Source organism: Exiguobacterium sp. s124 (assembly GCF_018617485.1).
In the GTDB taxonomy this organism is placed as follows: Bacteria; Bacillota; Bacilli; order Exiguobacteriales; family Exiguobacteriaceae; genus Exiguobacterium; species Exiguobacterium aestuarii.
In genome coordinates, this window is record NZ_JACSKH010000005.1 from 14,968 (window position 1) to 29,965 (window position 14,998).

Annotated in this window: 13 protein-coding genes and 1 other annotated feature; all 13 genes read left to right on the forward strand. The window is 47.9% G+C overall.

What is annotated here, in order from left to right; all coding sequences use genetic code 11:
• Positions 1–57 precede the first annotated feature (57 nt).
• Complete coding sequence (rpmG, locus tag KNO85_RS13955; RefSeq protein ID WP_026824819.1) at positions 58–204, forward strand: 50S ribosomal protein L33; 147 nt, start codon at positions 58–60, stop codon at positions 202–204.
• A 34-nt stretch (positions 205–238) separates the two neighbouring features.
• Positions 239–409, forward strand: a complete 171-nt coding sequence (gene secE, locus KNO85_RS13960; protein WP_074032412.1) for a preprotein translocase subunit SecE — start codon at positions 239–241, stop codon at positions 407–409.
• 16 nt (positions 410–425) lie between these two features.
• On the forward strand, positions 426–977 hold the full coding sequence (nusG, locus tag KNO85_RS13965; RefSeq protein WP_012727691.1) for a transcription termination/antitermination protein NusG: 552 nt from the start codon (positions 426–428) through the stop codon (positions 975–977).
• A 147-nt stretch (positions 978–1,124) separates the two neighbouring features.
• Positions 1,125–1,550, forward strand: coding sequence for a 50S ribosomal protein L11 (gene rplK, locus KNO85_RS13970; RefSeq protein WP_012727690.1), 426 nt, complete (start codon positions 1,125–1,127; stop codon positions 1,548–1,550).
• 94 nt (positions 1,551–1,644) lie between these two features.
• Positions 1,645–2,331 (forward strand): 50S ribosomal protein L1, encoded by a 687-nt coding sequence (gene rplA, locus KNO85_RS13975; RefSeq protein ID WP_074032415.1) that lies wholly within the window; start codon positions 1,645–1,647, stop codon positions 2,329–2,331.
• Positions 2,332–2,390: 59 nt separating this feature from the next.
• Positions 2,391–2,544, forward strand: a sequence feature (ribosomal protein L10 leader region).
• Positions 2,545–2,588: 44 nt separating this feature from the next.
• Positions 2,589–3,095, forward strand: coding sequence for a 50S ribosomal protein L10 (rplJ, locus tag KNO85_RS13980; RefSeq protein ID WP_214697119.1), 507 nt, complete (start codon positions 2,589–2,591; stop codon positions 3,093–3,095).
• A gap of 60 nt (positions 3,096–3,155) precedes the next feature.
• Positions 3,156–3,524 (forward strand): 50S ribosomal protein L7/L12, encoded by a 369-nt coding sequence (gene rplL, locus KNO85_RS13985; RefSeq protein WP_074032420.1) that lies wholly within the window; start codon positions 3,156–3,158, stop codon positions 3,522–3,524.
• 79 nt (positions 3,525–3,603) lie between these two features.
• The gene (locus KNO85_RS13990; protein ID WP_074032423.1) at positions 3,604–4,200 is read left to right on the forward strand and encodes a class I SAM-dependent methyltransferase; all 597 of its coding nucleotides are present in this window, start codon (positions 3,604–3,606) and stop codon (positions 4,198–4,200) included.
• A gap of 193 nt (positions 4,201–4,393) precedes the next feature.
• Positions 4,394–7,942, forward strand: coding sequence for a DNA-directed RNA polymerase subunit beta (gene rpoB, locus KNO85_RS13995; RefSeq protein WP_214791113.1), 3,549 nt, complete (start codon positions 4,394–4,396; stop codon positions 7,940–7,942).
• 22 nt (positions 7,943–7,964) lie between these two features.
• Positions 7,965–11,564 carry a DNA-directed RNA polymerase subunit beta' gene (gene rpoC, locus KNO85_RS14000; RefSeq protein WP_214791060.1) on the forward strand — a complete coding sequence of 1,200 codons (3,600 nt, stop codon included), beginning with the start codon at positions 7,965–7,967 and terminating at the stop codon, positions 11,562–11,564.
• Between the two features lie 290 nt (positions 11,565–11,854).
• Positions 11,855–12,277: a 30S ribosomal protein S12 gene (rpsL, locus tag KNO85_RS14005; protein WP_012727683.1), complete on the forward strand. Its 423-nt coding sequence runs from the start codon at positions 11,855–11,857 to the stop codon at positions 12,275–12,277.
• A gap of 48 nt (positions 12,278–12,325) precedes the next feature.
• Positions 12,326–12,793, forward strand: a complete 468-nt coding sequence (gene rpsG / locus KNO85_RS14010; protein WP_012727682.1) for a 30S ribosomal protein S7 — start codon at positions 12,326–12,328, stop codon at positions 12,791–12,793.
• A 113-nt stretch (positions 12,794–12,906) separates the two neighbouring features.
• A complete protein-coding gene (fusA, locus tag KNO85_RS14015) occupies positions 12,907–14,985 on the forward strand; it encodes an elongation factor G (RefSeq protein WP_214791067.1) in 2,079 nt (692 codons plus the stop codon).
• Positions 14,986–14,998 lie beyond the last annotated feature (13 nt).

Below are 14,998 nucleotides of genomic sequence, written 5' to 3' on the forward strand. Positions count from 1 at the left end.
AGGCGTTTTTTTTTTCGCTCTTTTTTAAGAGGGATTAGTCGAAAGGGGCGCTTATGAATGGCAAAGAAAGTAAGTCTCGCTTGCTCAGAATGCGGGTCTCGGGAGTATTCGACGACAAAAAAAGATGGTGTGTCGACACGGCTTGAAATGAAAAAGTTTTGTCGCCGCTGTAACGCGCATACGATGCATCGAGAATCAAAGTAACGTAGATTGGCATTCAATGTAGGAGGAAGCTACCATGAACTTTTTGCGCGACGTATGGAAAGAGTTGAAAAAAACGAGTTGGCCAACTCGTAAAGAACTCACGAAATATACCGTTACCGTCATCGCGACCGTTGTCGTGATTGGCCTGTTCGTGTTCGGCGTAGATACTGGAGTCAGCTATCTCGTCAATTTATTGATTAACTAAGGAAGAGGTGAAAGCCGTGGAGAAACAGTGGTTTGTTGTCCAGACGTACTCAGGTTTTGAGAATAACGTCAAAGAAAACCTAGAACGTCGAATCGGTTCGATGAACATGGAAGATAAAATTTTCCGCGTCCTCGTCCCGACTGAAACGACGCAAGAAGAAGTCACATTAAAGAGTGGCGAAAAGAAAATTAAAGAGCGTGAAGTCAAAAGTTTCCCGGGCTACGTGTTCGTAGAGATGGTCATGACTGACGATTCATGGTATGTTGTCCGCAACACGCCTAACGTCACCGGCTTCCTCGGTTCAACGGGTGGCGGAGCAAAACCAATCCCGCTTCAACCGGACGAAGTGACAAACGTCTTGTCACAAATGGGTCTCATCGAGAAGAAAGATCGTTACAACTACGAGCTCGGTGACCTTGTCCGCGTGAAAGAAGGCGCGTTCGAGAACTTTGAAGGTACAATCGATGAGATTGAAGCTGACAAAGAGAAGCTCAAAGTCGTGGTCGACATGTTCGGTCGTGAAACAAAAATTGAGCTTGATTTCGAACAAGTTCAGAAAATTAACTAAACCCACTTGCTAATCCGTGAAACGGATGGTACAATCGAAAATGTTTGATGTTGTGCTATATTTCGGTACAAACTCGACCTAATAGATTGAGTGGGAGGGCGCACAACGTCCAAGAAACCACATTTTAGACTTAAGGAGGTGTGTCTCGTGGCGAAAAAAGTTTCTAAACTCGTTAAACTTCAAATCCCAGCTGGTAAAGCTAACCCAGCACCACCAGTAGGTCCAGCACTTGGTCAAGCAGGTGTTAACATCATGGGATTCTGTAAAGAGTTCAACGCTCGTACACAAGACCAAGCCGGATTGATTATTCCTGTAGTCATCACGGTATACGAAGATCGTTCGTTTACATTCATTACGAAAACTCCACCAGCTGCAGTTCTTTTGAAGAAAGCTGCTGGTATCGAGAGTGGTTCTGGTGAACCAAACCGTAAGAAAGTAGCAACGGTTAAGCGTGACAAAGTTCGCGAAATCGCTGAACTTAAAATGCCTGACCTTAACGCATCATCTGTAGAAACAGCGATGCTTATGGTTGAAGGTACTGCACGTAGTATGGGTATTGTAATTGAAGACTAATTGTTAGTCTCTGGGGTTGTCGGTGAATACTGCTCACCTTCAATCCCTTCATTATGTGGGAGGAAATTCCGCTAACCACAAGGAGGAAAAGATCATGGGTAAAAAACACCAAGAAGCAGCTAAGCTTGTTGACCGCACGAAGTCATACGACCTCGCTGAAGCTGTCGAGCTCGTTCAAAAAACAGCTACTGCTAAATTCGATGAAACAATCGAAGTTGCTGTCCGTCTCGGCGTAGATCCGAAGAAAGCAGACCAACAAATCCGTGGTGCCGTTGTACTTCCACACGGTACTGGTAAAACACAAAAAGTTCTCGTCTTCGCTAAAGGTGAGAAAGTGAAAGAAGCGGAAGCTGCTGGCGCAGACTACGTTGGCGACGCTGAGTACATCAACAAAATCCAACAAGGATGGTTCGACTTCGATGTAATCGTTGCGACACCTGACATGATGGGTGAAGTTGGTAAACTTGGTCGTGTTCTCGGACCTAAAGGCCTCATGCCTAACCCGAAAACAGGAACAGTTACTTTCGACGTAGAAAAAGCAATCGCGGATATCAAAGCTGGTAAAGTTGAATACCGTGTTGATAAAGCTGGTAACATCCACGTTCCAGTTGGTAAGAAGTCATTTGAAGCATCTAAACTCACTGAGAACATCGAGACAATTCTCGAAACACTCATGAAAGTGAAGCCTGCTACTGCAAAAGGAACTTACCTTAAAAACATCGCGCTTTCATCTACAATGGGTCCTGGGATCCGTGTAGCGACTGCGGATTTCCTTAAGTAATCTTGTTGAAATAAATTGTTGACAACGTGTGACACCGCTGTTAAAGTAATACACGTTCAACCGAATATGTTGGATTACCGTAGACAGAAGGTGGACATCGGTCCGTAAACCCTTCCGAGGTGTCTTTGCTCGAACTTGAGCCTGTTGTCACAGGTTTACTTTCAAACAATTACGCCCTCGTATGTCTTCATACGAGGGATTTCTTTTGGAGAGCAGCCTCTCGTCCGGTATAAGAATTGACTAGGAGGTGCAAACACATGGCAAACGAAAAAATCGTAGCTCAGAAATCGGCACTCGTCGATGAAATCGCTGAGAAAATGCAAGCGAGCGTTGGAACAGTTGTTGTTGACTACCGTGGACTTACAGTTGAAGAAGTGACTACACTCCGTAAATCACTCCGTGACGCTGGAATCGAGTTCAAAGTTTACAAGAACGGTCTTCTTCGCCGCGCAGCTACTCAGTCGAACTTCGAAGGTCTTGACGAAGTCTTCACTGGTCCTACAGCAATCGCCTTCTCTAACGAAGACGTTGTTGCTCCAGCGAAGATCTTGAACGACTTCTCGAAAGAGCACAAAGCGCTCGAACTCAAAGGCGGAATCATCGAAGGCAAAGTGACTTCACTCGAAGAAATCAAAGCCCTTGCAGAACTTCCATCACGCGATGGTCTTCTCTCGATGCTTCTCAGCGTACTTCAAGCTCCAATCCGTGGGCTCGCAGTCGCAACAAACGCAATCGCAGAACAAAAAGAAGAGCAATCAGCTTAATTTTTATCGCGTAGCGTAACTCAAAAAACTTTTTCACAACATCAAAGGAGGAAAACCATAATGGCTTTCAACAAAGAGCAATTCATCGAAGACCTCAAATCAATGACGGTTCTCGAACTTAACGAACTCGTAAAAACAATCGAAGAAGAATTCGGCGTATCAGCAGCAGCTCCAGTAGCAGTTGCAGGTGCTGGCGCAGGCGCAGCAGCTGAAGAGAAAACTGAATTCGACGTAGTACTCACAAACGCTGGCGCTGGTAAAATCAACGTCATCAAAGCTGTTCGTGAAATCACAGGTCTCGGCCTTAAAGAAGCAAAAGCACTCGTTGACGGAACTCCAGCTCCAGTCAAAGAAGGCGTTTCTAAAGAAGACGCTGAGTCAATCAAAGCTAAGCTTGAAGAAGCTGGCGCATCTGTTGAAGTTAAGTAATTCAACTTCACAACCTATAGAAGCTCGCCACGGCGAGCTTCTTTTATTTCCTTGAAGAAAGGGTTAGGAGGTTCAACGCATGGGAGATCATTACTACACGAACGATCCACGTTCGGAAAGTGCCCCGGAGACATGGACGTACGAGTTGCGAGGGAAACAGTATCATTTCACTTCGGACCGCGGTGTGTTCTCGAAAGGATCGGTCGATTTTGGGTCGCGTCTTTTAATTGAGTCGTTTGAAGTGCCTGATGTCTCAGGACGTATTTTAGATGTAGGCTGTGGCTATGGTCCAATGGGGATCTCGCTTGCCGATGCCTCTGGGCGTGAAGCCTTGCTCATTGATGTAAATGAGCGTGCGCTGGCGCTCTCTGAGCAAAACGCCGCCCGTAATGGAGTGACGGTCGAAACACGACTTTCTCACGCGTATGACGCGGTGGGGGGAGAACGGTTTGCCGCCATTGTCACCAATCCGCCGATTCGCGCGGGGAAACAAGTCGTCCATACGATCTTGCGTGAAGCACATGCGCATTTGGTCGATGGGGGAGCAATCTATGTCGTCATTCAAAAGAAACAAGGAGCACCTTCTGCTAAGAAATTACTAGAAGAGGTGTTTGGTCAAGTCGAAACAATTGCGAAAGAGAAAGGTTACTTTATTTTCCGAGCAATTCGGTCTTGACAAACGGTGAAGTCTTGTTGACTCGCCATAACGTATATGCTAACATTATAAAATGCCATTGGAATGGAATTCGCTTGAAACTGCCGTGTCTGCTGCTTTTTAGGGACGGAAAACGAGCGACATTCAATGACAATGTTCGATTATTACGCCCGAAAAATTCGCTAAAGAATTGGGGGTCTGAGAGGTGAATCAGTTGACTGGTCAACTTGTTCAGTACGGTCGTCACCGTCAGAGAAGAAGCTTTGCCCGTATCAGTGAGGTATTAGAGCTTCCGAATTTGATTGAAATTCAAACTGCTTCTTATGAGTGGTTCTTGCGTGAAGGATTGAAGGAAATGTTTACGGACATTTCGCCGATTTCCGACTTCACAGGAAACCTCGTATTGGAGTTCATCGATTACTCGCTCAGCGAGCCGAAGTATTCGATCGATGAATCGAAGGAGCGCGACGTTACTTATTCTGCGCCACTTCGCGTAAAAGTGCGTCTCCAAAACAAAGAGACAGGTGAGCTCAAAGAACAAGAAGTGTTCATGGGGGATTTCCCGCTCATGACAGAATCGGGAACGTTTATCATTAACGGCGCAGAACGCGTCATCGTTTCCCAGCTTGTCCGTTCACCAAGCGTGTACTATAACGCTAAACTCGATAAAAACGGTAAACGTGGATTTGGCGCAACCGTCATCCCGAACCGTGGTGCTTGGCTCGAACTTGAGACAGACGCTAAAGATATCGTTTATGTTCGTATCGACCGTACCCGTAAAATTCCGGTAACGGTGTTGTTGCGTGCCCTCGGATTCGGTACGGACCAAGAAATTATCGACCTTCTCGGGGATGACGAATATCTTCGTAACACCCTTGAAAAAGATAATACAGAGTCTACAGAGAAAGCGTTGATTGAGATTTATGAGCGTCTACGCCCTGGTGAACCACCAACGGTAGAAAACGCAAAATCACTTCTCGTGTCACGTTTCTTCGACCCGAAACGCTATGACTTGGCGAACGTCGGTCGCTATAAGATGAACAAAAAACTTCATCTTAAGAACCGCTTGTTCGGTCAAAAATTAGCGGAAACACTCGTGGACCCAGAAACAGGCGAAGTACTCGCTGAAGCTGGAACAGTCCTCGACCGCCGCAACTTAGATCGTATCCTCCCACACTTGGAGAACGGCCTCGGTTATGTCGATGCGGAACCAACTGGTGGTGTCGCTGAAGGTGAACCGTTCGGTCTTCAATCAATCAAAGTCATCTCACCAGATGACCCAGATGGAGAGCGTATCTTGAACATCATCGGAAATGGCAATATCGACCGCAGTATCAAGCATATTACGCCGGCTGATATTATCGCTTCAATCAACTACTTCTTCAACTTACTTCACGAAGTCGGAACAACAGATGACATCGACCACTTAGGAAACCGTCGTCTTCGTTCAGTCGGGGAACTTCTCCAAAACCAATTCCGGATCGGGCTTTCTCGTATGGAACGTGTCGTAAAAGAACGTATGTCGATTCAAGATCAAAACGCGATCACACCGCAAGCGCTTATTAACATTCGCCCGGTTATCGCATCACTTAAAGAGTTCTTCGGTAGCTCGCAATTGTCACAGTTCATGGACCAGACGAACCCGCTTGCTGAGTTGACGCACAAACGTCGTCTCTCTGCACTTGGACCGGGTGGTTTGACACGTGAACGTGCTGGTTTCGAAGTTCGAGACGTTCACTATTCGCACTACGGTCGGATGTGTCCAATCGAAACACCAGAGGGACCGAACATCGGACTCATCAACTCACTCTCGTCTTATGCGAAAGTGAACGAGTACGGTTTCATCGAAGCACCGTATCGTCGTGTTGACCCGGAAACAGGTCTTGTTACTGGCGATATCCAATATATGACGGCTGATGAGGAAGACCTCTACGTCGTCGCACAGGCGAACATGCCGCTCACAGAAGACGGTCACTTTGCAGACGAACAAGTTCTTTGCCGTTTCCGCGGACAAAACTTGTCAGTTGAGCCAAGCCGAGTCGATTACATGGACGTCTCGCCGAAACAGGTTGTTTCTGCCGCGACAGCATGTATTCCGTTCCTTGAGAACGATGACTCGAACCGTGCCCTCATGGGAGCGAACATGCAACGTCAAGCAGTACCACTTCTCCAACCAGATTCACCGATCGTCGGTACTGGAATGGAGTACGTGTCTGCGAAAGACTCTGGGGCAGCGATCGTTGCGAAATACCCAGGTGTCGTTGAACGCGTCACAGCGCGTGAAATCTTGATCCGTCGCACGTCTGACGTCAACGGTTCTGAGGTTTCAGGTGATTTAGACCGTTACAAACTTCAAAAATATGTCCGTTCAAACCAAGGGACATGCTACAACCAGAAACCAATCATCGCAGCTGGCGACCGTGTCGAAAAAGGAGAAATCCTCGCAGACGGTCCGTCGATGGATATGGGTGAGCTCGCGCTCGGCCGTAACGTCGTCGTTGCCTTCATGACATGGGATGGTTACAACTATGAGGATGCGATCATCATGAGTGAGCGTCTCGTGAAAGATGACGTGTACACATCGATTCATATCGAAGAGTACGAGTCAGAGTCACGTGACACGAAACTCGGGCCAGAGGAAATCACGCGTGATATTCCAAACGTCGGAGATGACGCGCTTCGTAACTTGGACGATCGTGGAATTATCCGCATCGGAGCTGAAGTTAAAGATGGCGATATCCTCGTCGGTAAAGTAACGCCTAAGGGAGTTACAGAATTGACGGCGGAAGAGCGTCTCTTGCACGCAATCTTCGGTGAGAAGGCACGTGAAGTACGTGATACGTCACTTCGTGTACCAAACGGTGGAGACGGAATCATCTTGGATGTCAAAGTGTTCGACCGTGAAAACGGCGACGAATTGTCTCCAGGCGTCAACCAAATGGTACGTGTCTATATCGTTCAAAAACGTAAGATTCACGAAGGGGATAAGATGGCGGGACGTCACGGTAACAAAGGTGTTATCTCGCGGATCCTCCCTGAAGAAGATATGCCATACATGCCAGACGGTACACCGGTTGACATCATGCTCAACCCGCTTGGGGTACCATCTCGTATGAACATCGGTCAGGTGCTTGAACTTCACTTAGGAATGGCAGCGAAGAAGCTCGGCATCAAAGTGGCAACACCTGTATTCGATGGAGCGCGTGAGGAAGACGTATGGGCAACGATTGAAGAGGCTGGTATGGATAAAGATGCGAAGACGCGTCTCTATGACGGTCGTACGGGTGAACCGTTCGATAACCGTGTCTCTGTCGGTGTCATGTATATGATCAAACTCGCGCACATGGTTGATGACAAACTTCACGCTCGTTCGACTGGACCATACTCACTCGTTACGCAACAACCGCTCGGTGGTAAAGCACAGTTCGGTGGTCAGCGCTTCGGGGAGATGGAAGTTTGGGCTCTTGAAGCGTACGGCGCAGCCTACACGCTCCAAGAAATCTTGACAATCAAGTCGGATGACACGGTTGGTCGTGTGAAAGCATACGAGGCCATCGTGAAAGGCGAGAGCGTTCCGAAAGCGGGCGTTCCTGAATCATTCCGCGTCTTGATCAAAGAGCTTCAAGCGCTCGGTATGGAAGTCAAGATGATGTCAGCGGATGATGAAGAAGTCGAAATGAAAGATGAAGATGACGACAACATCCCGAACGCAACATCGGCGTTAGAACAAGTCGTTCAACCGACTGTTACGGAAGAGGAATAAGGCGAAAAGGGAGGTCGGCCCCTTGGTAGATGTTAATCGATTTGAATATATGAAAATCGGCTTGGCTTCATCAGAGAAGATCCGTTCGTGGTCTTACGGTGAAGTCAAAAAGCCGGAAACGATCAACTATCGTACACTTAAACCAGAGAAGGACGGATTGTTCTGTGAACGAATCTTCGGTCCTACGAAAGACTGGGAATGTTACTGCGGGAAGTACAAACGAATCCGTTATAAAGGAGTCATTTGTGACCGTTGTGGCGTTGAAGTGACGAAAGCGAAAGTGCGTCGCGAGCGAATGGGCCATATCGAGCTCGCGGCACCAGTTTCGCACATCTGGTACTTCAAAGGGATTCCAAGCCGCATGGGGCTTGTTCTCGATATGTCACCACGTGCACTTGAAGAAGTGATTTACTTCGCTTCTTACGTGGTTACAGAGCCAGGTGATACACCGCTTGAGAAGAAACAACTTCTCTCGGAAAAAGAGTTCCGTCTCTATCGTGAAAAATACGGTAGCGACTTCAAAGCAGACATGGGTGCTGAAGCAATCCGCACACTCCTTCAAGACGTCAATCTTGAAAAAGAAGTAGGCGAGCTTCGTGAAGAGTTGAAAACTGTCCAAGGCCAACGTCGTACACGTGCGATCAAGCGTTTGGAAGTTCTCGATGCGTTCTTCACATCAGGGAACAATCCAGACTGGATGATCCTTGAAGTACTTCCTGTCATCCCACCAGAGCTTCGCCCAATGGTACAGCTCGATGGTGGACGCTTTGCGACATCTGACTTGAACGACTTGTATCGTCGAGTCATCAACCGTAACAACCGTCTCAAACGTTTGCTCGATCTCGGCGCGCCGAACATCATCGTGCAAAACGAGAAGCGTATGCTTCAAGAAGCGGTTGACGCCCTCATCGACAACGGTCGTCGTGGTCGTCCGGTAACAGGTCCTGGTAACCGTCCGCTCAAATCACTTTCACACATGTTGAAAGGGAAACAAGGTCGTTTCCGTCAAAACCTTCTTGGTAAACGGGTCGACTACTCAGGACGTTCGGTTATCGTCGTAGGACCGAACTTGAAGATGTATCAGTGTGGTCTTCCAAAAGAGATGGCACTTGAGCTCTTCAAACCGTTCGTGATGAAAGAGCTTGTCGGTCGTGGCATCGCTTCAAACATCAAGAACGCAAAACGCAAAATCGAGAAGATGCAACCTGAAATCTGGGGCGTCCTTGAAGAAGTCATCCGTGAGCACCCAGTTCTCTTGAACCGTGCCCCGACACTTCACCGCCTTGGTATTCAAGCATTCGAACCGATTCTTGTTGAAGGTCGTGCGATTCGCCTTCACCCACTCGTATGTACGGCTTATAACGCCGACTTCGATGGTGACCAAATGGCCGTCCACGTTCCGCTTTCTGCAGAAGCACAAGCGGAAGCACGTCTTCTCATGCTCGCTGCACAGAACATCTTGAACCCGAAAGACGGTAAACCAGTTGTTACACCATCGCAGGATATGGTCCTCGGTAACTACTACATCTCACTTGAACGTGAAGATGCTGTCGGTCAAGGGAAAGTGTTCTCGAACGTCAACGAAGCGTTGATCGCTTACCAAAACGGATATGTCCACTTGCACTCGCGTGTGGCGCTTCCGGCACGTACGCTCAACAACCCGACGTTCACAGACGAACAGAACGAGAAATTGCTCATTACGACTGTTGGTAAGATGATTTTCAACGAAATCTTGCCGAACACGTTCCCATACTTGAACGAGCCAACGATGGAAAACTTGCAGGAAGCAACTCCTGATAAGTACTTCATCGACAAAGGGGCGAACGTTGCGGAAGAAATCGCATCACGTCCAATCATCGACCCGTTCAAAAAAGGATTCCTTGGAAAAGTCATCGCGGAAGTGTTCCAGAAGTTTGAAACGACTGAAACAAGCCGCATGCTTGACCGCATGAAAGATCTCGGTTTCAAACACTCGACGAAAGCCGGTGTGACGGTTGGGATTGCCGACATCATCGTACTTCCTGATAAACAGGAAATCTTGGATGAGGCACAAAAACAAGTCGACCAAATCATGAAGTCGTTCCGTCGTGGTCTCATCACAGAAGATGAGCGTTACGAGCGCGTTGTACGTGCTTGGAACGAAGCGAAGGATGAAATTCAATCTCGATTGATGAAATCCCTCAACCGCTTGAACCCGATCTTCATGATGTCTGACTCTGGTGCCCGTGGTAACGCCTCTAACTTTACGCAGCTTGCGGGTATGCGTGGTTTGATGGCCGCTCCATCTGGTCGCATCATCGAACTTCCAATCAAATCGTCATTCCGTGAAGGTCTGACGGTTCAAGAGTACTTCATCTCGACTCACGGGGCTCGTAAAGGTCTTGCCGATACAGCCTTGAAGACAGCCGATTCAGGTTACTTGACGCGTCGTCTCGTTGACGTTGCGCAAGATGTCATCATCCGTGAAGAAGATTGTGGAACAGACCGCGGTATTCGCGTATCTGCACTCCGCGAAGGTACGGAAGAAATCGAAAACTTGTACGACCGCCTCGTCGGACGTACATCGTTCGAAACGGTCACACACCCTGAAACGGGCGAAGTGTTGGTCGATAAGAACGAATTGATCACAGAAGACATCGCACGCGTCATCGTTGATGCGGGTGTCGAGCAAGTTGAAATCCGTACGGCCTTCACATGTAACACGTCACACGGCGTATGTAAGAAGTGTTACGGACGTAACTTGGCTACTGGATCAAACGTTGAAGTCGGGGAAGCCGTCGGTATCATCGCCGCACAATCAATCGGTGAGCCAGGAACGCAGCTTACAATGCGTACCTTCCACACAGGTGGGGTTGCCGGAGACGATATCACACAAGGTCTTCCACGTATCCAAGAGGTATTCGAAGCCCGTAACCCGAAAGGTCAAGCGGTCATCTCGGAAATCTCTGGTACGGTCATCGACTTCACGGAATCGCGTGACAAGCGTGAACTCACGGTCGAAGGATTCAGTGAAACACGTTCTTACACGATTCCATTCGGAGCGCGTCTCCGTGTTCAAATCGGCGATACAGTAGAAGCCGGTGAAGTCTTCACGGAAGGTTCGATCGATCCGAAAGAATTGCTCGCCGTCCGTGGTGTATCTGGTGTTCAGAACTATCTTCTCCAAGAAGTTCAAAAAGTATACCGGATGCAAGGGGTAGAAATTGGTGATAAGCACGTTGAGGTCATGGTTCGCCAAATGCTTCGTCGTGTCAAAGTCATCGAGTCTGGTGACACACCACTTCTCCCAGGTTCACTTGTCGACATCAGCGTCTTCAAAGAAGCGTGTAAAGATGCGATTCGTGACGGTAAACACCCAGCGACTGCAAAACCAGTCCTTCTCGGGATCACGAAAGCATCGCTTGAGACAGATTCGTTCCTCTCAGCAGCTTCGTTCCAAGAAACGACTCGTGTCTTGACGGATGCGGCAATCAAAGGGAAACGCGACTATCTCCTCGGACTCAAAGAGAACGTCATCATCGGTAAACTTGTTCCAGCTGGTACTGGAATGGCGGTCTACCGTGATGTTGAACTTAAAGAAGATGAGGCGCCAGTTGCACTCGAAGATACAACGGTCGAGTAAAATACGTCTTGACAGCGCAGGTTGGCGGTGCTACTATGATTTAGTGCCGCCAATCGGTTGTTGTCGATGACAACGATGTCCAGCAGTCGGCAAGCTACTTGGACGTCCATCCGAACTTTCTACGGGAAGGTTTGGCTGCTACAATTGCCACTTTCAAGGTATAACTCACGTTTTTGCGAGGTCATGGAATGCCTACGCCTCGTAAAAGCGTTTCGTTATGACCTTAAATGAACCACCCGGGTCGGTGGGACTAGAAAATAGCAACATTCAGGAAGGGAGGATCTTCAAAGATGCCTACTATTAACCAGTTAGTCCGTAAAGGACGTAAATCGAAAGTCGTTAAATCTGACTCTCCAGCACTTAACAAAGGTTACAACAGTTTCATCAAGTCACAAACAAACGTGAGCTCACCACAAAAACGTGGTGTTTGTACACGTGTTGGTACAATGACTCCGAAGAAACCGAACTCGGCACTTCGTAAGTATGCTCGTGTTCGTTTGACTAACCAAATCGAAGTGACTGCGTACATTCCAGGTATTGGCCACAACCTTCAAGAGCACAGCGTTGTTCTTATCCGTGGAGGACGTGTAAAAGACTTACCAGGGGTACGTTACCACATCGTCCGTGGTGCGCTTGACACTGCAGGTGTTGATGGACGTATGCAAGGCCGTTCTAAATACGGTACGAAACGTCCGAAAGCTGCGAAGAAGTAATTCTCGCAAACTAAACTACAATTGAAATTTTGAAAGGAGGGTACTCGGATGCGTAAAAACCGTGCAGAACGTCGTGACGTTATCGCAGATCCGATCTACAACTCGAAATTGGTAACTCGCCTCATTAACCGTGTCATGTTAGACGGTAAAAAAGGTACAGCTCAAACTATCATTTACAACGCATTTGGCATCATCGCTGAACGCTCAGGCAAAGAGCCTATGGAAGTGTTCGAAGAAGCAATGAACAACATCATGCCTGTACTTGAAGTTAAAGCACGCCGTGTAGGTGGAGCTAACTACCAAGTTCCTGTTGAAGTTCGTCCAGAGCGCCGTACAACACTTGGTCTTCGTTACCTCGTGAACTACGCTCGTCTCCGCAACGAAAAAACGATGGAGCAACGTATCGCGAACGAAATCATGGATGCAGCCAACAACACTGGTGCGTCTGTTAAGAAACGCGAAGACATGCATAAGATGGCAGAAGCAAACAAAGCGTTTGCTCACTATCGTTGGTAATTTAATCGTAAAGTCCACTCCGCCAAGCATGGCTTAACGGAGTGGCTTTCGGGTATAATCATATCGTGTGCGTGCACACGAAAAATCAAACATGCGGAAGGAGAATACCCAGTATGGCAAGAGAATTCTCCCTAAAGAATACTCGTAACATCGGGATCATGGCTCACATCGATGCCGGTAAAACGACAACAACTGAACGTATTCTTTATTACACAGGTCGTATCCATAAAATTGGTGAAACGCACGAAGGTGCTTCACAAATGGACTGGATGGAGCAGGAGCAAGAACGTGGAATCACGATCACTTCAGCTGCGACAACTGCACAGTGGAATGGCCACCGTGTAAACATCATCGATACACCTGGACACGTAGACTTCACAGTAGAAGTTGAACGTTCACTCCGTGTACTTGATGGTGCTGTTGCTGTACTTGACGCTCAGTCAGGTGTAGAACCACAAACTGAAACTGTATGGCGTCAAGCGACGACATATGGTGTACCACGTGTCGTATTCGTCAACAAGATGGATAAAATCGGCGCAGACTTCTTGTACTCTGTGAAGACGCTTCATGAGCGCCTCCAAGCGAACGCTTACGCGATCCAACTCCCAATCGGAGCAGAGGACGATTTCAAAGGGATCATCGATCTCGTTGAAATGAAGACTTACATGTACAACAACGACCTCGGTACTGACATCGAAGTTACAGATGGCTTCCCAGCTGATATGGCTGACCAAGCTGAAGAACTTCGCGGTCAATTGATCGAAGGTGTTGCTGACTTCAACGAAGAGTTGATGATGAAGTACCTTGAAGGTGAAGAGATTTCAATCGAAGAATTGAAAGCTGCAATCCGTCAAGCGACACTTAGCGTTGAATTCTACCCTGTACTCGTTGGTTCTGCCTTCAAGAACAAAGGTGTTCAGCTCATGCTTAACGCCGTTGTTGATTACCTCCCATCACCAGTTGATGTAGAGTCAATCAAAGGGATCAACCTCGATACAGAAGAAGAAATCACGCGTGAGCCTTCTGACGAAGCTCCATTCTCAGCACTTGCGTTCAAAGTTATGACTGACCCTTACGTCGGTAAATTGACGTTCTTCCGCGTGTACTCTGGTACAGCTGAAGCGGGATCATACGTGAAGAACTCGACTAAAGGGAAGCGCGAGCGTCTCGGTCGTATCCTTCAAATGCACGCAAACAGCCGTGAAGAGATTCCAATGGTATACGCTGGTGACATCGCCGCTGCTGTTGGTTTCAAAGACACGACTACTGGTGACACGCTTTGCACAGAGAAAGATAACATCGTTCTCGAGTCAATGACGTTCCCAGAACCAGTTATCTCGGTTGCAATCGAGCCTAAATCGAAAGCAGACCAAGATAAAATGGGTCAAGCTCTTGCGAAACTCGCAGAAGAAGATCCAACATTCCGCACTGAAACAAACCCTGAGACTGGTCAAACGATCATCTCTGGTATGGGTGAACTTCACCTTGATATCCTCGTTGACCGTATGCGTCGCGAATTCAAAGTAGAAGCTAACGTTGGTGCACCACAAGTTGCTTACCGTGAAACAATCCGTGGCGCTGCGAAGATCGATTCGAAATTCGTTCGTCAGTCTGGTGGACGCGGTCAGTACGGTCACGTTGTCGTAGAATTCGAGCCGAACGAAGAAGGCGCTGGATTTGAGTTCGAGAACAAGATCGTCGGTGGTGTTGTACCACGTGAATACGTCCCAGCTGTTCAAAACGGGATTGAAGAAGCTCTCGAAAACGGTATCCTCGCTGGTTACCCAGTAGTAGACGTTAAAGCTCGCCTCGTATTCGGATCGTACCACGATGTCGACTCGAACGAGATGGCGTTTAAAGTTGCTGCTTCGATGGCGGTTAAACAACTTAAGGACCAAGCGAAAGCTGTCATCCTTGAGCCAATGATGCGTGTTGAAGTTGTTATCCCAGAAGAATACATGGGTGACATCATGGGTGACGTAACGTCACGCCGTGGACGCGTAGAAGGTATGGAAGCTCGCGGTAACGCACAAGTCGTTAAAGCGATGATTCCACTTTCAGAAATGTTCGGTTACGCAACATCACTTCGTTCACGTACACAAGGACGCGGAACGTACTCGATGCACTTCGACCACTACGAAGAAGTACCGAAATCAATTGCTGAAGAAATCGTCAAAAAAGCGAACGGCTAATAACGGTTGTATC

Coding starts and splice junctions, on each gene's coding strand:
- rpsL (WP_012727683.1), top strand. CDS start 11,855: ATGCCTACTATTAACCAGTTAGTCCGTAAAGGACGTAAATCGAAAGTC.
- secE (WP_074032412.1), top strand. CDS start 239: ATGAACTTTTTGCGCGACGTATGGAAAGAGTTGAAAAAAACGAGTTGG.
- rpsG (WP_012727682.1), top strand. CDS start 12,326: ATGCGTAAAAACCGTGCAGAACGTCGTGACGTTATCGCAGATCCGATC.
- rplJ (WP_214697119.1), top strand. CDS start 2,589: ATGGCAAACGAAAAAATCGTAGCTCAGAAATCGGCACTCGTCGATGAA.
- rplL (WP_074032420.1), top strand. CDS start 3,156: ATGGCTTTCAACAAAGAGCAATTCATCGAAGACCTCAAATCAATGACG.
- rplA (WP_074032415.1), top strand. CDS start 1,645: ATGGGTAAAAAACACCAAGAAGCAGCTAAGCTTGTTGACCGCACGAAG.
- rpmG (WP_026824819.1), top strand. CDS start 58: ATGGCAAAGAAAGTAAGTCTCGCTTGCTCAGAATGCGGGTCTCGGGAG.
- KNO85_RS13990 (WP_074032423.1), top strand. CDS start 3,604: ATGGGAGATCATTACTACACGAACGATCCACGTTCGGAAAGTGCCCCG.
- fusA (WP_214791067.1), top strand. CDS start 12,907: ATGGCAAGAGAATTCTCCCTAAAGAATACTCGTAACATCGGGATCATG.